The following is a 23708-nucleotide window of genomic DNA, read 5'->3' on the forward strand; positions in this document are numbered from 1 at the left end:
GCGGCCGGCCCCCCCGGTTTTCCGCGAATGGCGCAACGAACGAGGAGAAACCCCATGACACGCCACATGCCGGATTCCCGATACCGCTGGGTCATTGTCGCCGCGGGCGGCCTGATGGGGTGCGTCGCGATCGGCGCGATGTTTTCGTTGCCGGTGTTCCTGCGGTCCATCGCGCACGATACGGGCTGGTCGATGACCGGTATTTCCGCGGCGATGACGCTCGGCTTCATCGCGATGGCGTTTGCGAGCATGGCGTGGGGCAGTCTGTCGGACCGCGTCGGCACGCGGCCCGTCGTCATCGCGGGGGCCGTGCTGTTGTCGGCCAGCCTGGCGCTCGCGAGCCGCGCGCCCTCGCTGCTGGTGTTCCAGCTCACCTTCGGACTGGCCGTCGGCAGCGCGACGGCCGCGATATTCGCACCGATGATGGCGTGCGTGACCGGCTGGTTCGACACGCACCGCAGCCTCGCGGTGTCGCTCGTGTCGGCCGGCATGGGAATGGCGCCGATGACGATGGCGCCGCTGGCCGCGTGGCTCGTGTCGGTGCGAGACTGGCGCACGTCGATGCTGCTGATCGCCGTGCTGGCGGCCGTCGTGATGATTCCGGTGTCGCTGCTGGTGCGCCGGGCGCCCGCGCTCGAGCACGCGTCCGCGCAGGCGGCGGCCGAGTCGGCGCCTGCCGGCGCGCCGGCCCCGACGATGTCGGTCGCGGATGCGCTGCGCTCGCCGCAGTTCATGGTGCTGGTGCTGACCAACTTCTTCTGTTGCGCGACGCATTCGGGCCCGATCTTCCATACGGTCAGCTATGCGGTGACCTGCGGGATTCCGCTGATCGTCGCCGTGTCGATCTACAGCGTCGAAGGGCTGGCCGGCATGGGCGGCCGGATCGCGTTCGGGATACTCGGCGACCGCCTCGGCGCCAAGCGCATGCTGGTCGCCGGACTGCTCGCGCAGGCGTTCGGCGCGCTCGGCTACTACTTCGTGCGCACGCTCGACGGCTTCTACGCGGTCGCGACGCTGTTCGGCTTCATCTATGCGGGCGTGATGCCGCTGTATTCGGTGCTCGCGCGCGAGAATTTCCCGCTGCGCATGATGGGCACGGTGATCGGCGGCTGCGCGATGGCTGGCAGCCTCGGGATGGCCGCGGGCCCGGTGGCCGGCGGGCTGATCGTCGATGCGCTCGGCAGCTACGGCTGGCTGTACCTCGGCTCGTTCGCGATCGGGATCGGCGCGTTCCTGATCGCGACGCTGTTCCGCCCGTTCGCGAAAGCGCGACAGGAAACGGTGGCTGCGTAATCGGGCGGGGAGTGGGGCGCCTCGCGTTTTCTCGGGGCGGGCAGTGGCCAGCGCCTGGCTCGGATAAAAAATGGGTCGGACATCGCGCCCGGTCGGACGCGGCCGAACGGCGCTCGGCCTGCTGCGGCGCAGCAGCGCGGCAAGTGGCTGCGATCGGCGCGCATGCGCTGCGATTCGGCCCCTAAAAGCACAATATCGAGCATGTATTCGAAGGGCCTGTCATACCGGCGTCACCCTGATAGAATTCGGCCTGCCGCATTGTTCCGATTGACTGATGAGATTGCTTGACGCTCTGGTCGAACAACGTATTGCCGCCGCCGCCGCGCGGGGCGAGTTCGACGATTTGCCGGGTACCGGCGCGCCGCAGGCGCTGGATGACGACCTGCTCGTGCCCGAGGAGGTGCGGGTGGCTAACCGTATCCTGAAGAATGCGGGCTTCGTGCCGCCGGCCGTCGAACAACTGCGCGCGCTGCGCAACCTGCACGACGAGGTGCAGGCGGTCAGCGACCGCGCCGCGCGCTGCCGGCTGCAAGCGAAGATCCTCGCGCTCGACATGGCGCTCGAATCGCTGCGCGGCGGCCCGATGGTGATGCCGCGCGACTACTGCCGACGTATCGCGGAACGCCTGTGCGAGCGCGGGCTCGACGAAGCGCCCGCCGAAGCGGGGCCGATGTGACGTCCGGCGCGCTGCCCGACGCAGCCCCTGCCGGCCTTGCGGCAGCCGCCTCGGGCGCTGAACCCGCCGCCGATTCTCCCGTTCTGGAAGCCGCGCCCATCTCGGCGCGCGATCTGCATTTCATGCGTCTTGCGCAGGCCGCCGCCGAAGAGGCGCGCGCGGCCGGCGAAGTGCCGGTCGGCGCGGTGCTCGTGCGCGGCGACGAAGTGATCGCGCGCGGCTTCAACCATCCGATCGGCGGGCACGACCCGTCCGCGCATGCCGAAATGGCCGCGCTGCGCATGGCTGCGCAGCACCTGCGGAATTACCGGATGCCCGGCTGCGAGCTGTATGTGACGCTCGAGCCGTGCCTGATGTGTGCGGGCGCGATCATGCATGCCCGCATCGCGCGGGTCGTCTATGGCGCGGCCGACCCGAAGACGGGCGCGTGCGGCAGCGTGATCGACGCATTCGCGAATCCGCAACTGAACCACCACACCGAAGTGACGGGCGGCGTGCTCGCCAACGAATGCGGCGCCGCGCTGAAGTCGTTCTTCGCCGAGCGCCGACGCGCGCTGCGCGAAGCACGGCTTGCCCGCGACGCCGAATCCGGCGCGTCATAGGCGCGTCGCCGCCGCGTCCGTCGTTGTGGGCGCGCATGGTTTCGTGAACCGCCCACGGTTCGGACCCTCTAAGCAGGTTTGACGACCTCCGACACCTTCCGCCATGTCCTTCCAGCCCGCCGCGTCCTACACCATTCGCCTGCTGGCGCCGTCCGGCTATCCGCACGACCCCGACGCGATCAACCGCGCGCTCGAGCGCCTGAGCACCGCGCAGCAGCGCATCGAGAACATCGAGGCGACGCAGCGCCGCTTCCAGCGTTTCGGCGGCACCGACGGCGAGCGGGCAGGCGACCTGAACCGCCTCGCCGATCCCGCACGGCCGTTGCCGGACATCGGGCTCGCGGTGCGCGGCGGCTACGGCGCCGCGCGCATCCTGCACGGGCTCGACTATCGCGGGCTCGAACGCCGGCTGCGCGACCAGCCGGTCGCGCTCGTCGGTCACAGCGACTTCACGGCGATCCAGTTGGCGCTGTACGCGAAGGCGCGCATCAAGACGTTCGGCGGCCCGATGCTGTCGGCCGATTTCGGCGCGGAAACGCCGAGCGACTTCACGATGCAGCATTTCTGGCAGACGCTGACGCAGCCGAGCACGACGATCGTGGCCGACGCCCCGCAGGTGCAGGCGGTGAACGTGACGGGCACGCTGTGGGGCGGCAACCTCGCGATCCTCACGTCGCTGGTCGGCACGCCATACATGCCCGACATCGAGGGCGGCATCCTGTTCATCGAAGACGTCAACGAGCAGCCGTTCCGGATCGAGCGGATGATCTATCAGTTGCACCTGTCGGGGCTGCTCGCGCGCCAGCAGGCGCTCGTGCTCGGCCAGTTCACCGGCGCGCGGCCGTTCGAGTACGACAACGGCTACGACATGCAGGCGATGATCGACCAGGTACGGGCAGTGGTCGGGATTCCGGTCGTCACGGGGCTCCAGTTCGGCCATGTGCCCGACCTGTTGACGCTGCCGTTCGGCGCACAGGCGCAACTGGTCGCGAATGCGCACGGGTTCCGGCTCACGCTGTCGGACTACCCGCATCTCGGCTGACGCCGGCGATGCCGGCGCGATCGATCGAAAGGCGGTTTCCCGCCTTTTTCTTTATGCAAATACGCAACTAACGGTCGATATTTTTCGTTGACGCCGACCTGAGTTTCGCCCGGTTTTGCACCATTTTTGTCAACAAAATCGGCGGAAGGGTATACGACGAGAAGGGCCTCCGTCTTGCCTGTGAGGCTTGATGTGCATGGATTTCGTGCGCGTTGCACCGAATGAAGGCACGCCGGCGCACGCCGATTGTGCGAAATCCTTCAAAAGAATTGTTGACAATCTTTATGTCCACCCTAGGATGAGGACCATCACACGATGCCGATCATGAACGAGCCTGATTCCCCTCCGTCCGGTGCGGCCAGCCCTGAAGCGATCGCCGAGCGGATCCGCACCGCGATCCTCGAGCATCGGCTCGCGCCCGGCGCGAAGCTCACGGAGGCGCAGCTCTGCGACGTGTTCGGCGTGAAGCGCGGAACGATCCGCCAGGCGCTCGCGCAGCTCGCGACCGACAAGCTGGTCGACCTGGAGCCGAACCGCGGCGCGTTCGTCGCGAGCCCGACGCTGCAGGACGTGCACGAAGTGTTCGAGATGCGCCGGATCATCGAGCTGGCCGTGGTCGAGCGGCTCGCGACCGGCCCCGGCGCCAGGCGGCTGAAGGGCGTCGCCGCGCTGATCGACAAGGAACGCAAGGCGTTCGAGCGGCACGACTTCGCGGCGTGGATCCGGCTGTCGGGCGAATTCCATACGGCGCTTGCCGCGCTGATGGGCAATGCGACGCTCAGCGAGTGCCTCGAAGGGCTCGTCGCACGCTCGACGCTGATGTCGGCGCTGTACGAATCGCACGGGCGCAGCCCGTGCTCGTGCGACGACCACGACGAGATCCTCGCCGCGCTGGAGGCGGGCGATCCGAAGCAGGCGGTGACGCTGATGGCGCGCCACCTGCAGCATGTCGAACTGAAGATGCTGGACCGGCCCGCGCAAGGGCAGGTCGATTTGCGCGAAGTGTTCGGCGGCGCCTGAGCGGCGACGCGAACACGGCCGCGCGCCACAGAACGAGCGAAATGCAGGCCCCCGGCGTTTGCCGCGGGCCGCTGGTCCGACTCCGGGCGACGATCCGGGGCGATATCGATGACGGTGGAGCGGCCTTGCGGCCGCGTCAAGGAGAAGTCATGGCTCAGTTCAGTGTGGCGCACGACAGCGCCTATCCGGCGGAAGAAGGCGGCGAGGGCGGTGGTTCGGCACTGCCGGATGGTTACAGCGAACGTCTGTATAACGAAGATTTGGCACCCCTTAAGAATCAGACATGGGGCGCGTACAACATCTTCGCGTTCTGGATGTCGGACGTGCACAGCGTCGGCGGTTACGTGTTCGCGGGCAGCCTGTTCGCGCTCGGGCTGACGAGCTGGCAGGTGCTGATCGCGCTGATCGTCGGCATCGGCCTCGTGAACGCGCTGTGCAACCTGATCGCGCGGCCGAGCCAGCAGATCGGCGTGCCGTATCCGGTCGCGTGTCGCGCGACGTTCGGCGTGCTCGGCGCGAACGTGCCGGCCGTGATCCGCGGGTTGATCGCGATCGCGTGGTACGGGATCCAGACGTATCTGGCGTCGAGCGCGCTCGTGATCGTCGTGCTCAAATTCTTCCCGCAATGGCTGCCGTACGCGGACGTCCATCGCTACGGCTTTCTCGGGCTGTCGGCGGTCGGCTGGGCCGGCTTCATGCTGCTGTGGGTGCTCCAGGCGTTCGTGTTCTGGAACGGGATGGAGACGATCAAGAAGTTCATCGATTTCGCGGGCCCGGCCGTCTACGTCGTGATGTTCGTCCTCGCCGGCTACATGGTGTGGCGCGCGGGCTGGCGCAACATCGGCATCAACCTCGGCGGCGTCAAGTATCACGGCGCGGAAGTGATTCCGGTGATGATCACCGCCGTGTCGCTCGTCGTGTCGTACTTCTCCGGGCCGATGCTGAACTTCGGCGATTTCTCGCGCTACTGCCGCTCGTTCGGCGACGTGAAGCGCGGCAATTTCTGGGGGCTGCCGGTCAACTTCCTCGCGTTCTCGCTCGTCACGGTGATCACCACCGCCGCGACGCTGCCGGTGTTCGGCCAGCTCATCACGGACCCGGTCGAGACGGTCGGCCGCATCGACCATCCGACCGCGGTGATCCTGGGCGCGCTGACGTTCACGATCGCGACGATCGGCATCAACATCGTCGCGAACTTCGTGTCGCCCGCGTTCGATTTCTCGAACGTCGCGCCGCGCCTGATCAGCTGGCGCGCGGGCGGGATGCTCGCCGCCGTCGCGTCGATCTTCATCACGCCGTGGAACCTGTTCAACAACCCGGCCGTGATCCACTACACGCTCGACGTGCTTGGCGCGTTCATCGGTCCGCTGTACGGCGTGCTGATCGCCGACTTCTACCTCGTCAAGCGCGGCCGCCTCGTGCGCGACGACCTGTACACGATGTCGGAAAGCGGCGCCTACTGGTATACGGGCGGCGTGAATCGCCGTGCGCTTGCGGCGCTGCTGCCGGCCGCGGTGATCGCGGTCGCCTGCGTGATGGTGCCGGGTTGGGAGGGCGTCGCGAATTTCTCGTGGTTCATCGGCGCGGGGCTCGGCTTCGTGTTCTACCGGATGCTCGCGAGCGCGAAGGCGTAAGGAGCGGGCGATGAAGATCCGACTGATCAATCCGAATACGACGCAGCGGATGACCGACGCGATGGGCCGCTGCGCGCGCGAGGTCGCGGCCGCCGGCACGGAGATCGTGGCCGTGAGCCCGCCGATGGGCCCGCCGTCGATCGAAGGGTATTACGACGAGGCGCTCGCGACGCCGGGGCTGCTTGCCGAGATCGCGCAAGGCGAGCGCGACGGTTGCGACGCGTACGTGATCGCGTGTTTCGGCGACCCGGGCCTGTATGCGGCGCGTGAGCTCGCGCGCGGGCCGGTGATCGGCATCGCCGAGGCCGCGATGCATGCGGCGAGTGTGCTCGCGCCGGGCTTCTCGGTCGTGACGACGCTCGCGCGCACCTGCGGGATGGCGTGGCACCTCGCGGAACGCTACGGGATGAAGCGGTTCTGCCGCAACGTGCGCGCGACCGACGTCGCGGTGCTCGAACTCGACCGGCCCGGCTCGGCCGCGCGCCGGATCATCGTCGACGAATGCCGGCGCGCGCTCGACGAGGACGGCGCCGACGCGATCGTGCTCGGCTGCGCGGGAATGGCCGAATTCGCGCACGAGATCGAGCAGCAGATCGGCGCGCCGGTGGTCGAGGGCGTCACGGCGGCCGTGAAGTGGGCCGAGGCGCTCGTCGCGCTGCGCCTCGCGACCGCGAAGCGCGGCGACTACGCGCGCCCGCTGCCGAAGCGCTACGACGGCGCGTTCGCCCGCTTCAGCCCGCCGGACGGCGAGGCGGCGCAGCCGGGCCCGAATTTGCCGCAACCGCACATACACACCGTCTGACACGCACTATCTGCGCCGCTGTATGGGCGCGTATGAGCGTTTTCGCTACACTGGGCCGTCATCGCATCGGCTCGTGCGGCCGGCCTCGGGGCGCCGTGCAGCCGATGCGAACCCATTACTTCAGCAAGGCTTTCGCCGCACCTCGAACCCATGCCACTCGATCCCAACTATCCTCGCGACCTGATCGGCTACGGCCGCCATCCCGTGCAGGCGAACTGGCCGGGGCGCGCCCGCGTCGCCGTGCAATTCGTGCTGAACTACGAGGAGGGCGGCGAGAACTGCGTGCTGCACGGCGATCCGGGCTCCGAGCAGTTCCTGTCCGAAATCGTCGGCGCGGCCGCGTACCCGGACCGCCACATGAGCATGGAGTCGATCTACGAATACGGGTCGCGGGCCGGCGTGTGGCGCATCCTGCGCGAATTCGAGAAGCGCGGATTGCCGCTGACGGTATTCGGCGTCGGCATGGCGATCGAGCGTCATCCGGAGCTTGCGCGCGCATTCGTCGAGCTCGGCCATGAAATCGCGTGCCACGGCTGGCGCTGGATCCACTACCAGAGCATGACGCCGGAGCTCGAAGCCGAGCACATGCGCCTCGGGATGGAGGCGATCGAGCGCGTGACGGGCGAGCGTCCGCTCGGCTGGTACACGGGCCGCGACAGCCCCAATACGCACCGCCTGGTCGCCGAATACGGCGGCTTCCTGTACGACTCCGACAACTACGGCGACGACCTGCCGTTCTGGATGGACGTCGAGGTGTCGGGCGGCCGCACGTCGCCGCAACTGATCGTGCCGTACACGCTCGACACGAACGACATGCGTTTCGCGACGCCGCAGGGCTTCAACACCGGCGACCACTTCTTCCAGTACCTGCGCGACGCCTTCGACGTACTGTACGCGGAGGGCGACGAGGCGCCGAAGATGCTGTCGATCGGCATGCACTGCCGGCTGCTCGGCCGGCCGGGCCGGTTCCGCGGGCTGCAGCGTTTTCTCGACCACATCGAGCAGCACGATCGCGTATGGGTGACGCGCCGTGTCGATATCGCGCGTCACTGGCGTGAACATCATCCGTATCAGCCCAATCATCGAAACGAAGGGAAAGCATGAAGGCGATGCGTTACACGTTGGAGCAACTGAACACGATGGCGCCCGGCGCATTCGTCGCGGCGCTGTCGGGCATCTTCGAACATTCGCCGTGGGTGGCCGAGGTCGCCGCGGGCAAGCGGCCGTTCGCGAGCATCGACGCGCTGCACGAGACGATGTCGGATGCGGTGGAAACCGGCGGCGAAGCGCGCCAGCTCGCCCTGATCAACGCCCACCCGGAGCTGGCCGGCAAGGCCGCCGTGCGCGGCGAGCTGACGGCCGAGTCGACCCGCGAGCAGAGCGGCGCGGGCCTCGACCAGTGCACGCAGGAAGAATTCGACAAGCTGCTGACGCTGAACCGCACGTATCGCGAGAAATTCGGCTTCCCGTTCATCCTCGCGGTGCGCGGCTATGACCGCCACGGCATCATCGCGAACTTCGAGTCGCGCGTGAATCATTCGCGCGACGAGGAGCTGCGCGCGAGCCTCGACCAGATCTACCGGATCGCGCGCTTTCGCCTCGACGACCTGATCGACGCCTGACGTCGACGCCTGACACCGCACTCCGGGCCGCCGCGTCGCGGCGGCCCGATCGCCTCACTGAAACAAGGAAACATCATGGCTGTTCCGCTTCTCGATCCGAACGCACCCGATTTCACGCGGCGCTACGTGAACCTTGCCGACCCGCGTCTCGGTGCGCAGGCGCTCGAGGCCAGCGACGATTTCTTCGCGCCGAAGGAGCGGATGCTGAACCCCGAGCCGGCCGTCTTCATTCCCGGCAAGTACGACGATCACGGCAAGTGGATGGACGGCTGGGAAACGCGCCGCAAGCGTACGACCGGCTACGACTGGTGCATCGTCAAGCTCGCGCGGCCGGGCGTGATCAAGGGCTTCGACATCGACACGAGCCACTTCACCGGCAACTTTCCGCCGGCCGCGTCGATCGAGGCCGCGTTCGTGGCCGACGGCGCGCCGACGCAGGCGACCGACTGGGTCGAGATCGTGCCGTCGACGACGCTGCAGGGCAACAGCCACCACTACGTCGAAGCGAGCGACGCGCGTGCGTTCACGCACCTGCGCGTGAACATCTACCCGGACGGCGGCATCGCGCGCCTGCGCGTGTACGGCCAGCCGCAGCTCGACTGGGCCGGCGCGAGCGCGACCGAGCAGTTCGATCTCGCGGCGATGGAAAACGGCGGCTACGTGGTGGCCGCGAACAACCAGCACTTCGGCGTCGCGTCGAACCTGCTGCTGCCGGGCCGCGGCGTGAACATGGGCGACGGCTGGGAAACCCGCCGCCGCCGCGAACCGGGCAACGACTGGGCGATCATCGCGCTCGCGCAGCCGGGCGTGATCCGCAAGATTGAAGTCGATACCGCGTTCTTCAAGGGCAACTACCCGGACCGCTGCTCGATCCAGGCCGCGTACGTGTCGGGCGGCACCGACAGCTCGCTGATCACGCAGTCGATGTTCTGGCCGGTGCTGCTCGGCGAGCAGAAGCTGCAGATGGACAAGCAGCACTACTTCGAACATGAGATCGCGTCGCTCGGCCCGGTCACGCACGTGCGGCTGAACATCATTCCGGACGGCGGCGTGTCGCGCCTGCGCCTGTGGGGGACGCTCGACAAATGAAGACGCTTGCCATCGAACCGCTGACCAGGGAAGCCTTCGCGCCGTTCGGCGACGTGATCGAAACGGAAGGGGCGAAGCAGATCCCGATCAACCTCGGCACGACGATCCGCTTTCACGATCTCGCGAAAGTCGACGTGGCCGACGAAGGCGGCCGCCCGCTCGTCAACCTGTTTCGCGGCCAGCCGCGCACGCTGCCGTTCGAAGTGAAGATGCTGGAGCGGCACCCGCTCGGCAGCCAGGCGTTCGTGCCGCTGAACGACCGGCCGTATCTCGTCGTCGTCGCGCCGGCGGGCGATCTCGATCCGGCGAAGATCCGCGCGTTCGTCACGAGCGGCTGGCAGGGCGTGAACTACGCGAAGGGCGTGTGGCATCACCCGCTGATCGCGCTCGGCGGCGTCAGCGACTTCATCGTCGTCGATCGCGGTGGCGACGGCCTGAACCTGAACGAGCAGGATCTGCCGGAATCGCTGTGGCTCACCGACGACGCGCTGCATGCGTTGACGGCCTGAGTCGGGCCGATCGTCCGTCGATCGAAACCCGCGCGATTCGCGCGGGTTTTTTCATGCGCGTCGTTTTCAGGCGAATCAGGCCGCCGCGCCCTTGCGCGTATCGCGCGCACCCTGACCGCGGCGGCGGCTCGCGACCGGCGCATGCCGCGCCATCAGCTCGGCCACCCAGTCGACGAATACGCGCAGCTTCGCGCTGACGTGCCGGTTCGGCGGGAAGGCGACATACATCGGCATCGGTTCGAGTTGCCACTGCTCGAACAGCGGCACCAGCTCGCCGCTCGCGCGATGCGCGGCGGCCATGTAGTCCGGCAGCCACAGGATGCCGAGCCCCGCGAGGCCGGCTTCGAGGTACGCATTGCCGTCGTCGACCGCGAGCACGTAGCGCCCGCGCACGTTGACCCGCTCGCCGTCGCGTGCCATCGCGAACGGCAGCGTCTTGCCGGTGCGCGCCCACAGAAAGCCGACGACCCGGTGATGCGTTTCTTCGAGCTCGGCCGGATGCGACGGCGTGCCGGCGCGCGCGAGATAGGCGGGCGATGCGTACACGCCGAGCCGCAGGTCGCCGATGTGGCGTGCGACCAGCGCGCGGTCGGTCGGCTCGCCGCCGCGCACGACGCAATCGACGTTTTCGCCGATCACGTCGACCACGCGGTCGCTCACGCCCATGTCGAGCTGGATGTCCGGATGGCGCGCATGAAACGCGGGTAGCGCCGGGATCAGGATCAGGCGCGCGAACGGGGTCGGCACGTCCACTCGCCCGACTGACGCGCGAAGCGCATTCAGCCCCCGCGCGGGCAAAAAAACGGGCCCGTCACCGGGCCCGAGAACGAAGAGGCTGGCGCCGGTGAATGATTTCCGGTGCCCGGCGGGCGGCTTACTTGACCGCGCCGCCCTCGAACCACGCGGCGAGCTTCGTCCGCTCGTCGTCGGTCATGTGCGTGACGTTGCCGATCGGCATCGCCTTCAGGCGCACGGCCTGGTCGTAGATGCGCTGCGCGTTCTTCGACACTTCGTCGGGCGTGTCGAACATCACGCCGGCGGGCGCGCTGCCCATCAGCGTCGGCTTGGCCGAGTGGCACGCGACGCAGCGCTGCTGCAGGATCGGCATGATGTCGTTGATCACGATCTTCGGTGCGTTGGCCGCTTGCGCTTCCGGCGCGACCGGCTTCGGCATCGTCCACACCAGCGCGCCCGACAGCAGCGCGACGCCGCCGATCGGCAGGTACCACAGCTGCTTGCCGCGGTGGCGCATGACGAAGAACTGGCGAATCAGCGCGCCGGCCAGCATGATCAGCACGAGCACGACCCAGTTGAACTTGTTCGTGTACGTCATCGCATAGTGGTTCGACAGCATCGCGAACACGACCGGCAGCGTGAAGTACGTGTTGTGCACCGAGCGCTGCTTGCCGCGCTTGCCGTAGATCGGATTCGGCTCCTCGCCCTTGAGCATCTTGTCGACCATCTTGCGCTGGCCCGGGATGATCACGAAGAACACGTTCGCCGACATGATCGTCGCGAGCATCGCGCCGACGATCAGGTAGGCGGCCCGGCCCGAGAAGATGTGGCATGCGAGGTACGCGGCGATGACGACGTACAGGCCCACGCAGATGCCGAGCACGCGGTCGTTGGTGCCGAGGATGCGGCACAGCGAGTCGTAGACGATCCAGCCGGCCGCGAGGAAGCCGAGCGCGGAGGCGACGGCGACCACCGGGCCCATGTCGAGCACGTTCTTGTCGATCAGGTACGTGTTCGGGGCGAGCAGGTACAGCACGAAGAACAGCGTGAAGCCCGACAGCCACGTCGTGTACGACGGCCACTTCGACCAGTGCAGGTCGTCCGGCATTTCCGGCGGGGCGACCGTGTACTTCTGCATGTTGTAGAAGCCGCCGCCGTGGACGTGCCACAGCTCGCCGAACACGCCGCGCTTGCGCTGGTTCGCGTCGGTCGGCGGTTTCAGGCTGTTGTCGAGCGCGACGAAATAGAACGACTCGCCGATCCACGCGATGGCGACGATGACGTGCAGCCATCGCAGCGCGAGGTTCAGCCAGTCGGTGATGAAGCCTTCCATGAAACTCCTCCAGACTCAGATCGTTTGTCTTGATGCAGGCGCTGATTCGTGTGTCAGCTGCCGCGATAGGTGCTGTACGACCACGGCGACACGAGCAGCGGCACGTGGTAGTGCGCGCCGGTGTCGGCGATGCCGAAGCGCAGCACGACGCGGTCGACGAAGCGGGGTTCGGGCACCTTCACGCCGAGCGACGCGAAGTAGTCGCCGGCATGGAACACGAGTTCGTATTCGCCGGCGGCGAGCGCGGCGCCTTCGAGCAGCGGTTCGTCGCAGCGGCCGTCGCTATTGGTCAGCACGGTCTTGATCGCGCGGCGCGATTCGCCGTCCAGCGCGTAGAGGTCGACCTTGATGGCCGCGCCGGGACGGCCGTGCGCCGTATCGAGTACGTGGGTAGTGAGCTTTCCCATTCGTTGTGTCCTTGTGTGAATGCGAGGTTCGGCGGCGACCCGATCCATGACTGTGCGGCGGATCGAGGCTCCACGTCACGTGGCTACATACCCGTCGGCGAGCGTGAAGCGAGCGCCGTGCAGGCATTGTAAAAAGGTTCCCCGTGCAAATTCGTGCGCGATATCGAAGATAATGCGCCGCGCATGAGCGGCTGTCGACGGCCCGCCCGACAGGGCTTCGCGCGTGGATGCCGGGCGCCCGGCGGGGCGGCGGGCGGCGTACCATACCGAATCCCGGAAGGACGGTATTCGGGATCGCGCATTGTGCGCGGCGCGCGCTTGGGCGATCCTCCCGCCGTGCGCGTCGGCCCGTGGCCCGCGCGTACCCCGAAGACGGCGAGCACGCCGGGTAACCGGGCCAGGGCGTTCGAACGGACGCAGGCACCGGGGCGTGCCGCGATTCAGCGTTCGAACGGCTGTGTGACCGCCTCCAGGGCAACCCGGGAGGCAGACCGACGCGGAGAACGCATGAATCTCGAGCAGCACGCCGGCGCACGCGCGCCGAACCCCACCTCATCCCGCCCGACGACGCTGCTGGTCAAGCACGCCGACGTGCTCGTGACCATGGACGACACGCGCCGCGAGCTGCGCGACGCGGGGCTCTACATCGAAGACAACCGGATCGTCGCGGTCGGCCCGAGCGCCGAGCTGCCCGACACGGCCGACGAAGTGCTCGACCTGCGCGGCCACCTCGTGATCCCGGGGCTCGTGAACACGCATCACCACATGTACCAGAGCCTCACGCGCGCGGTGCCGGCCGCGCAGAACGCCGAACTGTTCGGCTGGCTCACGAACCTGTACCGGATCTGGGCGCACCTGACGCCCGAGATGATCGAGGTGTCGACGCTCACCGCGATGGCCGAGCTGCTGCAGTCGGGCTGCACGACGTCGAGCGACCATCTGTACATCTATCCGAACGGCAGCCGGCTCGACGACAGCATCGGCGCCGCGCGGCGGATCGGCATGCGCTTTCACGCGAGCCGCGGCGCGATGAGCGTCGGCCAGCGCGACGGCGGGCTGCCGCCCGATTCGGTCGTCGAGCGCGAACCGGATATCCTGCGCGACACGCAGCGCCTGATCGAGACCTATCACGACGAAGGGCGCTACGCGATGCTGCGCGTGGTGGTCGCGCCGTGCTCGCCATTCTCGGTGAGCCGCGAGTTGATGCGCGACGCGGCCGTGCTCGCGCGCGAATACGGCGTGTCGCTGCACACGCACCTCGCGGAGAACGTCAACGACATCGCATACAGCCGCGAGAAGTTCGGGATGACGCCGGCCGAATACGCGGAAGACCTCGGCTGGGTCGGCCACGACGTGTGGCATGCGCACTGCGTGCAGCTCGACGATGCGGGCATCGGTCTGTTCGCGCGCACCGGCACGGGTGTCGCGCATTGCCCGTGCTCGAACATGCGGCTCGCGTCCGGCATCGCGCCGGTGAAGAAGATGCGGCTCGCGGGCGTGCCGGTGGGGCTCGGCGTCGACGGTTCCGCATCGAACGACGGCGCGCAGATGGTCGCCGAGGTACGCCAGGCGCTGCTGTTGCAGCGCGTCGGCTTCGGGCCCGACGCGATGACCGCGCGCGAGGCGCTCGAGATCGCGACGCTCGGCGGCGCGAAGGTGCTCAACCGCGACGACATCGGCGCGCTGAAACCCGGCATGGCCGCGGATTTCGCCGCGTTCGACCTGCGTCAGCCGCTGTTCGCGGGCGCGCTGCACGACCCGGTCGCGGCGCTCGTGTTCTGCGCGCCGTCGCAGACGGCGTACACGGTGGTGAACGGCAAGGTGGTGGTGCGCGAAGGGCGGCTGGCGACGCTCGATCTGCCGCCCGTGATCGAGCGCCACAACGCGCTTGCGCACGCGCTCGTGGAAGCGTCGCGCTGACGCGTCGGCGCGGAGGTCGCGCAGCACGTTGCGGATCGGGTGCGCGGCCGTGGCGGCCACCGCCCGCCGCGCAACCCGCCGCGGCCACGCGCAACGGCGTGACCGGCGCGCGCGGGGCGCGCCCTGTGCGCTTACGCCTCGATCAGCGTGCGGGTGGCTTCGGCGACGAGGCTGCGCAGCCAGCGCACTTCATCGGAGTAATGGCACCGCTCGTGCCACAGCTGGTAGTACTGCATCGGCGGGAAGTCGAGCGGCGCCGGCACGACCGACAGCGGCAGGAACTTCGCGTAGTGATCGGCGAACAGCCGCGTGGTCGTGAAGATCAGGTCCGACTTCACGAGCACGTAAGGCGCGAGGTTGAAGTACGGCAGCGTGACGACCACGTGGCGCTTGAGCCGTTCGCGCGCGAGATGCACGTCGATCGCGCCGCGCTGGCCGACCGAGTACGGCGTCGGCGCGAGATGCGGCGCGTTCAGGTACTGGTCGAGCGTGAGCCCGCCGCGCTTCGCGAACGGGTGCGTGTTGCTCATCAGGCAGACGATTTCGTCGACGAACAGGTTCGACAGGTGCAATTGCTCGGGTGGCTCGGGCCAGTTACCGACGACGATGTCGAGCTTGCCGTCTTCCAGCGCGAGCTCGTAGTCGAACGCGGGGCCGAGCGAGTGGAACTCGAGCGTCGCATTCGGCGCGGCCAGGCGAAAGCGTTCGACGACGGTCGGCACGAACAGCACGTTCAGGTAGTCGGGGCAGCCGATCCGGTAGCAGCGGATCGACGTGGCCGGGTCGAAGTTGTGCTGCTGGAACTTGATGCGCTCGATTTCGCGCAGCGCGTTCTGCACGGGCTCGAGCAGGCGCAGCCCGTATTCGGTCGGCACCATGCCGGACTTGCCGCGCACCAGCAGCGGATCGCCGGTGATGTCGCGCAGGCGCCGCAGCGCGGCGCTGATCGCCGGTTGCGACTGGTTCAGTTTGACGGCCGCGCGCGTGACGCTGCGCTCCATCAACAAGGTGTGCAAGACGCGCAAGAGGTACGTGTCGATCGCCTCGCGTTGCTGACTCATGTTATCTCCGGGTTATATGGCTGGGCTGATCGAGGGGTGGGTGGGGTATATCGTTTTTAATATGAACGAAAATCAGCGTCAAGAGATGGATACCCGCAGGTATCCGCCGGCCGGGCCGCGACAAGGGGCCTGAACGGATGGGCGCGCGGCGCCGCGCGGATCCGTATTGCGCGGATCCGGACCGCGGCGCGGCGGGTGGCGACGGGTGCGTCAGTCGTCGATGCGCATGCCGACCTTCAGCGTGACCTGCCAGTGCACGACCTGATCGCCTTCGATGTGGCCGCGCGTTTCGGTCACCTGGAACCAGTGCAGGTTGTGCAGCGTCTTGCCGGCTTTCGAGATCGCGTTGCGAATCGCGTCGTCGCTCGATTGCCGCGACGATCCGGTCAGCTCGATCATCTTGTACACGTGGTCGCTCATGATGCCTCCCTGGGATATCGGTCTGTTTTGCCGGTGCAAGGCGCGGTCCCGCTTCGGTCCCGCTACGGTCGTCCCGCTACGGTTCCGCGTGCGTGCCCGGCTTCTTGAGTGATAGGTATGATGGGCGGCAACTGCAACCCATATCGGAGACGACGAACGTGGAAGTCGGATTTTGCGGACCGGGATTGATGGGCGCGCCGATGATTCGGCATTTGCTGGCGGCCGGGCATCGCGTGAGCGTGTGGAACCGCTCGCGCGAGAAGGCCGAGGCGCTGGTGAAGGACGGCGCGCAGGTGGTCGGCACGCCGCGCGAGCTGGCCGAGCGCGTCGAGACGGCGTTCGTGTGCGTGCTCGACGGCCGGGCGGTCGGCGACGTCGTGTTCGGCGAGCACGGGCTGCTTTCCGGTGACGCGAGCGCGCGTCGCGTGCGGCGCATCGTCGATCATTCGAGCATTCCGCCCGCCGTCACGCGCGACTATGCGGCGCGTGCGGGCGCGCTCGGCGTCGGCTGGGTCGATGCGCCGGTGTCCGGCGGCGTGCCGGGCGCGCAGGCCGGCACGCTCGCGGTGATGGCCGGCGGCCGCGCGGCCGATCTCGACGCGGTGCGCCCGTTGATCGATACGTACGCGTCGCGCATCACGCACATGGGCGACGCGGGGGCGGGCCAGACGGCGAAACTGTGCAACCAGGCGATCGTCACCGCGACGGTCACCGCGATCGCCGAGGCGGTCGGCCTGGCGCAGGCGAGCGGCATCGACGCCGCGCGTCTGGCCGAGGCGCTGGCCGGCGGATGGGCCGATTCGGTGCTGCTGCAGACCTTCGTGCCGCGCATGACGTCGGGGGGCCATCCTGCGATCGGCGCGCTGAGTACGTTTCAAAAGGATGTCGACGCCATCGCGGACGCCGCGCGCGACACGGGCGCGGTGATGCCCGTGTCGGCCACCGTGCAGCAGGTGCTGAGGCTCGGCGCCGCGCAGGGGCTCGCCGGCGCCGATTTCGCCGCGTTCATCGACATCGTGCGGCCGGGCAACGGTCGCCGGCAGGCGCCGTGACGGGCAAGCAGGGCGCGTGAATGGCAGATGGGCCGCCCGGAGGCGGCCCATCGAATGACTGGGGGATCAGCCGAGCGAGCGGGGTGTCGTATCGCCGGCGTTCTGGCGGCCGAGGCCGCCGCGCAGGCTCGCTTTCGTGCCCGCACCAAACTCGGGCAGGATGCGCGCACGCGCGCGACTGGCGAACACGAGGAAGCCGAAGCCGTTCGCTTCGTACCAGTAACCACCGTTCTCGAGGCCGTCGAGCGGTTGCTCGAGCGCGTTGGCGATCGATTCGATGCAGCGCTTGCGCAGCTCGGCGATGGCCGGATAGGGCGGCTGCGCGCCGCGCACGCTGCACAGGAGCACGTCGAGGCCGGGCAGCACGTGCGCATAGAGGACGGGCTCGTCCTGCGCGCGGGCGCGGGCAATCTTGGTGTCGAGCTGGGCAAACGGCTTCGAGTGGCGCAAGACCGCGAGGAACGACTCCTGGCCATCCTGCGGCGCACGCCGACGTTTTTTCGGGAAGGACATAAACACTCGCCTCAAAAACAATTGCAAGAAATGCGGCACTTTCATGCGACCCACTCCCGGCTATGTACGCCGCATGTCGATCCTTTATAGCACACGAAAATGCTGCATTCGTGCAGTACGACGATCAATGTCTCCCGTCGACCTGCTCGCCATGATCGACACAGCCAGCGTCTTGGCGCCCGTACTGTCGTTTAGTCTCCATCATAGACCTGCTTTTCCCGCGCGTGCATTCGCCCGTCACAAAAAAGTGAGATGGGCCGCATGCGGCGGTGCATCGCATGCGCAATAAAAAGGCCCGCACGGGGCGGGCCTGGCACGCGAAGCGTGGCGCGATCAGCGCTGCTTGAGCGAATCGCGGATCTCGCGCAGCAGCACGATGTCTTCCGGCGTCGCGGCCGGCGCGGCTTCTTCCGGCTTGCGCAGCTTGTTGATGAATTTCACCATCAGGAAAATGATGAACGCGAGGATCACGAAATTGATCGCCACGGTGATGAACGAGCCGTAGCCGAATGCGGCGACGCCTGCGGCCTGCAGGTCCTTGAACGAATCGGGATTACCCTTGAACGACGGGGGGATGGTGCCGAGCAGAATGAACTTGTTCGAGAAATCCAGGCCGCCGGTCAGCACGCCGATGACCGGCATGATGAGATCCTTCACGACCGAGTCGACGATCTTCGAGAACGCGCCGCCGATGATCACGCCGACGGCGAGATCCATCACGTTGCCCTTGACGGCGAACTCCTTGAATTCCTTGATGATGCTCATGAGCGGCTTTCTCCTGTTTGGGGGCGGGGGAGGCGTGCCGCGACGCGCAGGATTGCCTTGCGTCGAATGAGGGTCGGTGGCACGCCGATGGCCGCATGATAGCGAACGTGCCCCATTGCCGGTAGTCCATCTTGAAATGATTGACAAATCCGCGCGTCGGCAGCGGGCGGCCATGCGGCAGCGCGCGGCGTGCGCGGCCGGGCGTCGAGACGGACGTCGACGCCTGGCCGTCGGTGCTTCAGGTGTTGTCGTCGGTCCAGCCGTCGTCGTTGCTGCCGAGGTCCATGCCGCCACCGCCACCATTGCCGTCGCTCCAGCTCGAATCGTCGCCGCGGCCGAGGTCGAAGCCCGGGTCGGCCTCCTGCCGGTGGCGTTCGCCGTCGACGATCACGTCGCGTTCGACCACGCGCTCGCGGCCGCCCGACATCGCTTCGCCGAGCAGCACGCCGGTCAGGAGCCCGCCCATCCCGCCGCCGAAACCGCCGCCTTGCTGAATCACGACGGGCGGCTGCTGTTGCGGATAGGGCTGTTGCGGCGGATAGGGCTGCTGCTGATACGGCTGGCCCTGGGCGCCCGTCATGCGGTCGGCTTCCTGCGCGTACACGGAGCCGCTGCCGTTCGCCGGCGCCGCGGGCTGCGCCGCCGGGTCGGGACGGCCTTCGACGCGCGCCTTCACGCTGGCGTGGCGCTGTTCGAGTTCATCGACGCGATACGGCGGCACCGGATTCTTGCCGCTCGAGAGCGTCTCGACGAGCGTGCGCGCGTCGTTCTCGATCGCTTCGAGCTCGCCGGTCAGCGCCGCGGCGCCGGGCGCCGTCGACAGCTTCGCATCGAGCTTCAGCGGCCGGATGTCGTTCAGCACGTCGGTCGCGCGCTTGAGCTGCGTGCGGCGTTCGTCGTCGGCGCGGCCGTCGTCGGCCGTGCGCGCGCGTCGCAGCGTCCAGCGCAGCACCAGCGCGATCACGGCGACGATCAGCCCGAGGCCGATCCACATGCCGGTCGACGGGCCGTGTTTTTCGGCCGGCGCGACGGCGGGAGCGAGCCCCGGCTGCAGGGTGCCCGCCTGCGCGGCCGACGGCGTGTTGCCGCTCACGCGCGCGGCATCGGCGCGAATGCGCGACTCCGTCTGCGCGAAGCGCGACGCGTCGGTGAACTTCAGTTGCGGATCGAGCGATTTCGCGCGCTGCAGTTGCGCGAGCGCGTCGGACGCGCGGCCTTCGCGGTCCAGCACCTGCGCATACAGGTAGCGCGCGTGCGCGTTGTTCGGATGGGCATCGATGACTTGCGACAGTTGCGTGTCGGCTTGCTGCCAGTTGCGCTGCGCGATCGATTGCTCGACCTGCTGCAGCGACGGGACCGCAAACGCGACGGACGACAGCAACATCAGCGAGAGGCCGAGTGCGGCGAGAGATTTCTTCATGGTCGAACCGGGCGCGAGGCGCCCGTCTCCTGACGATCGGTTCGCGCCGCGCGCCCGGGCCGGGGCGCGACGCGGGGGCTCGCGGCGGCGGTTACTGCGCGGGCGTATCGAGCTGCTTCTTCAGCGCGGCGAGACGATCTTCGACCGACGGGCCCTTGTTCAACGCGGCGAGCTTGTCCTCGAGCGCCTTGCCGCTCGACGTGTCGGCCGAATTGAGGCGCGCGTCCGAGCGGGCGTTCTGCAGCGCGACCTTGTCCTCGAGCTTCTGGAAATCCTCGGACAGGTTCTTGCCGCCGATGCCGCCCAGCGCGCTGGCGGCCACGTCCTTCGCCTGCGCGATTTCCTGCTTGGCCTGCAGGATGTTCGAGCGCGCGTTGAGGTCGTTGCGGCGCTGGCGCATGTCGGCGATCTGCCCCTTCAGCTTGTCGACCGACGGCTCGAGCGTCGCCAGTTCGGCCGCGAGCGCATCGCGCTCGGCTTCCGCGTTGGACTGTGCGGCGAGCGCCTCGCGGGCGAGCGCTTCGTCGCCGGCCTGCAGCGCACGCTTCGCGCCGTCCTCGTACTTCTTCACCTTGTCGTCGGCCGCATCGCGCTTGCTGCGCTGGGTGGCGACCTGTGCCTCGATCTCGATCAGCGAATTCTCGGCACGGCCGATGCTGTCGTCGAGCTCCCGCACGATCTGCCGTGCGTCGCGCGACGGATCCTGTACCGAATCGGCCGCATCGTTCAGCAGGCCTTTGATCGTGCGCGAAATAGAGTCGAAAAGCGACATGAAATCCTCCGTGGTTGAAAGGCGCCGCGTGACCGCGGCAATGCCCGCTGCGAGCTGGTCCCGCTACGGTTCCGCTTCGGTTCCGCTACGGTTCCGGCCCGCGTGAGCCGGCGGATATTACACCACCGGTTCACTTAAATACGGCTTAAACGCGCGAGTTCAAGCGGCTCGTGCATCAGGATGCCCAACCTTTCGCGGCTGAAAGAAACGCGTGCGCACGCGCCGTGTCGCGTGTCCATCATAGGCCGAGGATGCCGACAATACGTGCCGCAAATCACGCCATTGCGGGAATTTTTACAAAAAATCGCGAAGGCCCCCGGTCGATTTCATTAAAATGCGCTGTCACGTCGCGGGAACGGATCGCCGCGCGGCGGGGTCTGTCGACGTGACAGCCGCATCTCGATGCACCCACTCTGATTCATCCGCTTGCATTTCCGCATGCGTCCGAGGGCGCCACGACCGCCCGCCATTCCGACATGCCAATTATCAAACGACCGCCTTCTTCTTCCGACAGGAACGAACCCCACTACACGCTGCGCCGTTCGCCGTCCGGAGCCTATTACCCCGATGATGACGATCGCGACGACGGCCGCCGCGCGCAGCAGCGCGGTGGCGGAGGCGGAGGGCGCCGCCGCACGTTCGGCTCGCGCGTCGCGCTGTGGTTCGTCGGCCTCATCGCGACGCTCGCGGTCGTCGGCGCGCTGATCGTCGGTTACGCGCTCGTCGTGATGGCGCCGCAACTGCCGTCGCTCGATGCGCTGACGAATTACCAGCCGAAGGTGCCGCTGCGCGTGTTCACCGCCGACCACGTGCTGATCGGCGAGTTCGGCGAGGAGCGCCGCAGCCTCGTGCGCTTCCAGGACATTCCCGACGTGATGAAGAAGGCCGTGCTCGCGATCGAGGACTACCGCTTCTACGAGCACGGCGGCGTCGATTTCCTCGGCATCCTGCGCGCGGGCGTGGCCGACCTGATGCACGGCGGCGCGCGTCAGGGCGCGAGCACGATCACGATGCAGGTCGCGCGCAACTTCTTCCTGTCGAGCGAGAAGACCTACACGCGCAAGATCTACGAAATGCTGCTCGCGTACAAGATCGAGAAGGCCCTGACGAAGGACCAGATCCTCGAGCTGTACATGAACCAGATCTATCTCGGCCAGCGTTCGTACGGCTTCGCGGCCGCCGCGCGCGTGTACTTCGGCAAGGACCTGAAGGACATCACGCTCGCGGAAGCGGCGATGCTCGCGGGGCTGCCGAAGGCGCCGTCCGCGTACAACCCGGTCGTCAATCCGAAGCGCGCGAAGGTGCGTCAGGAATACATCCTGAAGCGCATGCTCGACATCGGCTACATCACGCAGCCGCAGTACGACGCAGCGATCAAGGAAGAGATTCACGTGCGCACGCCGGGCAATCAATACGCGGTGCACGGCGAGTACGTCGCCGAGATGGTGCGGCAGATGATGTACGAGCAATACAAGGACGAAACCTACACGCGCGGGCTGACCGTCACGACGACGATCAATTCGGCTGACCAGGAAGCCGCATACCAGGCCGTGCGTCGCGGGATTCTCGACTACGAGCGCCGCCACGGCTATCGCGGCCCCGAAGCGTCGATCAACCTGCCTGCGGCCGGCGACGAGCGCGACGAGGCGATCGACGACGCGCTCGCCGATCACCCGGACAACGGCGACCTGCAATCGGCGGTCGTGCTGTCGGCGTCGCCGAATGCGGTCGAGGTGCAGTTCGTCGGCGGGGCGACCACGACGATCGGCCCGGCCGGGCTGCGTTTCGTGTCGGCCGCGCTGGGCCCGCGCGCGAACAACGCGCTGCGCATCAAGCCGGGCTCGGTCGTGCGCGTGCTGAAGGACGGCAAGGCGGGCTGGCAGGTCGTGCAGTTGCCGCAGGTCGAAGGCGCGCTCGTCGCGATCGCGCCGCAGGACGGCGCGATCCGCTCGCTCGTCGGCGGCTTCGACTTCAACAAGAGCAAGTTCAACCACGTGACGCAGGCGTGGCGGCAGCCGGGCTCGTCGTTCAAGCCGTTCATCTACTCGGCGTCGCTCGACAAGGGGCTCGGGCCGGCGACGATGATCAACGACGCGCCGCTGTACTTCCCGCCGAGCGTGCCGGGCGGCACCGCGTGGGAGCCGAAGGACGACGACCAGCCGGACGGCCCGATGACGATGCGCACCGGCCTGCAGCGTTCGAAGAACCTCGTGTCGATCCGGATCCTCGCGTCGATCGGCACGCAGTACGCGCAGCAGTACGTGACGCAGCGCTTCGGCTTCGATCCGGCGAAGACGCCGCCGTACCTGCCGATGGCGCTCGGCGCGGGCCTCGTGACGCCGCTGCAGCTCGCGACCGGCTATGCGGTGTTCGCGAACGGCGGCTACAAGGTCGACCCGTACCTGATCGCCGAAGTCGACGACGCGCGCGGCCAGCCGATGCAGAAGTCGCAGCCGGTGGTCGCGGGCAGCACGGCGCCGCGCACGATCGAAGGCCGCAACGCGTACGTGATGAACAGCCTGCTGCATTCGGTCGCGACGGCCGGCACGGGCGCGGGCACCAACGCGCTGGGCCGCAACGACCTGCAGGGCAAGACGGGTACGACGAACGATGCGAAGGATGGCTGGTTCGCCGGCTACCAGCAGTCGCTCGTCGCGGTGGCTTGGATGGGCTTCGACCAGCCGAAGAGCCTGGGCAGCCGCGAATTCGGCGCGCAGCTCGCGCTGCCGATCTGGGTGAACTACATGCGCACCGCGCTGAACGGCGTGCCCGAGCAGCAGATGCCGATGCCGGACGGCCTAACCACGATCGACGGCGAGCTGTACTACGCCGATCGCACGCCGGGCAACGGCTTCGTCGCGAACGTCGACATCAACCCGGCCGAGAACGCGATCAGCGCAAACGACGCCCTCGGTTCCGCCGGCGCGGCAGGGCTGGCGCCGCCGCCCGTCACGCCGCAGGAGAAGCAGCAGATCATGGACATGTTCGAGAGCAAGTAAGCGATACGCCGTTCTCCGCGCA

22 protein-coding genes and 1 pseudogene are annotated in these 23708 nt (G+C 67.7%); 14 read left to right on the forward strand and 9 right to left on the reverse strand.

What is annotated here, in order from left to right; all coding sequences use genetic code 11:
* Nucleotides 1–66 precede the first annotated feature (66 nt).
* From LGN10_RS23195 to LGN10_RS23245, 11 genes are all read left to right on the forward strand, one after another.
* Nucleotides 67–1293 (forward strand): MFS transporter, encoded by a 1227-nt coding sequence (locus LGN10_RS23195; protein WP_104012059.1) that lies wholly within the window; start codon nt 67–69, stop codon nt 1291–1293.
* Between the two features lie 274 nt (nt 1294–1567).
* The gene (locus LGN10_RS23200; protein WP_012328731.1) at nt 1568–1969 is read left to right on the forward strand and encodes a DnaJ family domain-containing protein; all 402 of its coding nucleotides are present in this window, start codon (nt 1568–1570) and stop codon (nt 1967–1969) included.
* 11 nt (nt 1970–1980) lie between these two features.
* Nucleotides 1981–2571 (forward strand): tRNA adenosine(34) deaminase TadA, encoded by a 591-nt coding sequence (tadA, locus tag LGN10_RS23205; protein ID WP_413227161.1) that lies wholly within the window; start codon nt 1981–1983, stop codon nt 2569–2571.
* A 103-nt stretch (nt 2572–2674) separates the two neighbouring features.
* Entirely contained in the window at nt 2675–3613 is a 939-nt protein-coding gene (gene ldcA / locus LGN10_RS23210) for a muramoyltetrapeptide carboxypeptidase (protein WP_059608799.1), read from the forward strand.
* A 315-nt stretch (nt 3614–3928) separates the two neighbouring features.
* Nucleotides 3929–4633 (forward strand): GntR family transcriptional regulator, encoded by a 705-nt coding sequence (locus LGN10_RS23215; protein WP_060316692.1) that lies wholly within the window; start codon nt 3929–3931, stop codon nt 4631–4633.
* A gap of 149 nt (nt 4634–4782) precedes the next feature.
* A complete protein-coding gene (locus tag LGN10_RS23220) occupies nt 4783–6267 on the forward strand; it encodes an NCS1 family nucleobase:cation symporter-1 (RefSeq protein ID WP_226225137.1) in 1485 nt (494 codons plus the stop codon).
* A gap of 10 nt (nt 6268–6277) precedes the next feature.
* Nucleotides 6278–7069: an aspartate/glutamate racemase family protein gene (locus LGN10_RS23225; protein WP_089464899.1), complete on the forward strand. Its 792-nt coding sequence runs from the start codon at nt 6278–6280 to the stop codon at nt 7067–7069.
* Nucleotides 7070–7219: 150 nt separating this feature from the next.
* Nucleotides 7220–8173: an allantoinase PuuE gene (puuE, locus tag LGN10_RS23230; protein WP_059585148.1), complete on the forward strand. Its 954-nt coding sequence runs from the start codon at nt 7220–7222 to the stop codon at nt 8171–8173.
* The gene (gene uraD / locus LGN10_RS23235) at nt 8170–8691 is read left to right on the forward strand and encodes a 2-oxo-4-hydroxy-4-carboxy-5-ureidoimidazoline decarboxylase (protein WP_059585149.1); all 522 of its coding nucleotides are present in this window, start codon (nt 8170–8172) and stop codon (nt 8689–8691) included. The genes puuE and uraD overlap by 4 nt, the downstream gene beginning before the upstream one ends.
* A gap of 75 nt (nt 8692–8766) precedes the next feature.
* On the forward strand, nt 8767–9780 hold the full coding sequence (gene alc / locus LGN10_RS23240) for an allantoicase (RefSeq protein ID WP_059609106.1): 1014 nt from the start codon (nt 8767–8769) through the stop codon (nt 9778–9780).
* A complete protein-coding gene (locus LGN10_RS23245; protein ID WP_059585151.1) occupies nt 9777–10289 on the forward strand; it encodes an ureidoglycolate lyase in 513 nt (170 codons plus the stop codon). The genes alc and LGN10_RS23245 overlap by 4 nt, the downstream gene beginning before the upstream one ends.
* A gap of 75 nt (nt 10290–10364) precedes the next feature.
* Here LGN10_RS23245 and LGN10_RS23250 read toward each other — a convergent pair.
* The 3 genes and pseudogenes from LGN10_RS23250 to uraH all read right to left on the reverse strand — a co-directional run.
* Nucleotides 10365–11045 (reverse strand): annotated as a pseudogene (locus LGN10_RS23250) (LysR substrate-binding domain-containing protein); the annotation flags it as partial.
* Between the two features lie 118 nt (nt 11046–11163).
* A complete protein-coding gene (locus LGN10_RS23255; protein WP_089464898.1) occupies nt 11164–12357 on the reverse strand; it encodes a urate hydroxylase PuuD in 1194 nt (397 codons plus the stop codon).
* Between the two features lie 53 nt (nt 12358–12410).
* Nucleotides 12411–12764, reverse strand: a complete 354-nt coding sequence (gene uraH / locus LGN10_RS23260) for a hydroxyisourate hydrolase (protein WP_060966249.1) — start codon at nt 12762–12764, stop codon at nt 12411–12413.
* 507 nt (nt 12765–13271) lie between these two features.
* On the opposite strand from uraH, the gene LGN10_RS23265 reads away from it, so the two are divergent.
* Nucleotides 13272–14684 (forward strand): 8-oxoguanine deaminase, encoded by a 1413-nt coding sequence (locus LGN10_RS23265; RefSeq protein ID WP_059585156.1) that lies wholly within the window; start codon nt 13272–13274, stop codon nt 14682–14684.
* A gap of 131 nt (nt 14685–14815) precedes the next feature.
* Here the strand turns inward: LGN10_RS23265 and LGN10_RS23270 are convergent, their stop codons facing one another.
* On the reverse strand, nt 14816–15745 hold the full coding sequence (locus tag LGN10_RS23270) for a LysR substrate-binding domain-containing protein (RefSeq protein WP_006478550.1): 930 nt from the start codon (nt 15743–15745) through the stop codon (nt 14816–14818).
* A gap of 210 nt (nt 15746–15955) precedes the next feature.
* Nucleotides 15956–16165, reverse strand: coding sequence for a dodecin (locus LGN10_RS23275; RefSeq protein WP_006493215.1), 210 nt, complete (start codon nt 16163–16165; stop codon nt 15956–15958).
* A 158-nt stretch (nt 16166–16323) separates the two neighbouring features.
* Here LGN10_RS23275 and LGN10_RS23280 point away from each other — a divergent pair, with 158 nt between their 5' ends.
* Complete coding sequence (locus tag LGN10_RS23280; protein ID WP_226225138.1) at nt 16324–17217, forward strand: NAD(P)-dependent oxidoreductase; 894 nt, start codon at nt 16324–16326, stop codon at nt 17215–17217.
* A gap of 66 nt (nt 17218–17283) precedes the next feature.
* Here LGN10_RS23280 and LGN10_RS23285 read toward each other — a convergent pair whose 3' ends face one another.
* The 4 genes from LGN10_RS23285 to LGN10_RS23300 form a co-directional block, all read right to left on the reverse strand.
* Entirely contained in the window at nt 17284–17730 is a 447-nt protein-coding gene (locus LGN10_RS23285) for a hypothetical protein (protein WP_006488003.1), read from the reverse strand.
* Between the two features lie 333 nt (nt 17731–18063).
* Nucleotides 18064–18495 (reverse strand): large conductance mechanosensitive channel protein MscL, encoded by a 432-nt coding sequence (gene mscL, locus LGN10_RS23290; RefSeq protein WP_059585158.1) that lies wholly within the window; start codon nt 18493–18495, stop codon nt 18064–18066.
* A gap of 238 nt (nt 18496–18733) precedes the next feature.
* Nucleotides 18734–19915 carry a tetratricopeptide repeat protein gene (locus LGN10_RS23295; protein WP_226225139.1) on the reverse strand — a complete coding sequence of 394 codons (1182 nt, stop codon included), beginning with the start codon at nt 19913–19915 and terminating at the stop codon, nt 18734–18736.
* 91 nt (nt 19916–20006) lie between these two features.
* On the reverse strand, nt 20007–20687 hold the full coding sequence (locus LGN10_RS23300) for a PspA/IM30 family protein (protein ID WP_059585160.1): 681 nt from the start codon (nt 20685–20687) through the stop codon (nt 20007–20009).
* Nucleotides 20688–21163: 476 nt separating this feature from the next.
* Here LGN10_RS23300 and LGN10_RS23305 point away from each other — a divergent pair, with 476 nt between their 5' ends.
* A complete protein-coding gene (locus LGN10_RS23305; RefSeq protein ID WP_226225140.1) occupies nt 21164–23686 on the forward strand; it encodes a penicillin-binding protein 1A in 2523 nt (840 codons plus the stop codon).
* Nucleotides 23687–23708: the final 22 nt, after the last annotated feature.

The organism is Burkholderia sp. AU32262 (assembly GCF_020419985.1).
Taxonomy (GTDB): domain Bacteria; phylum Pseudomonadota; class Gammaproteobacteria; order Burkholderiales; family Burkholderiaceae; genus Burkholderia; species Burkholderia semiarida.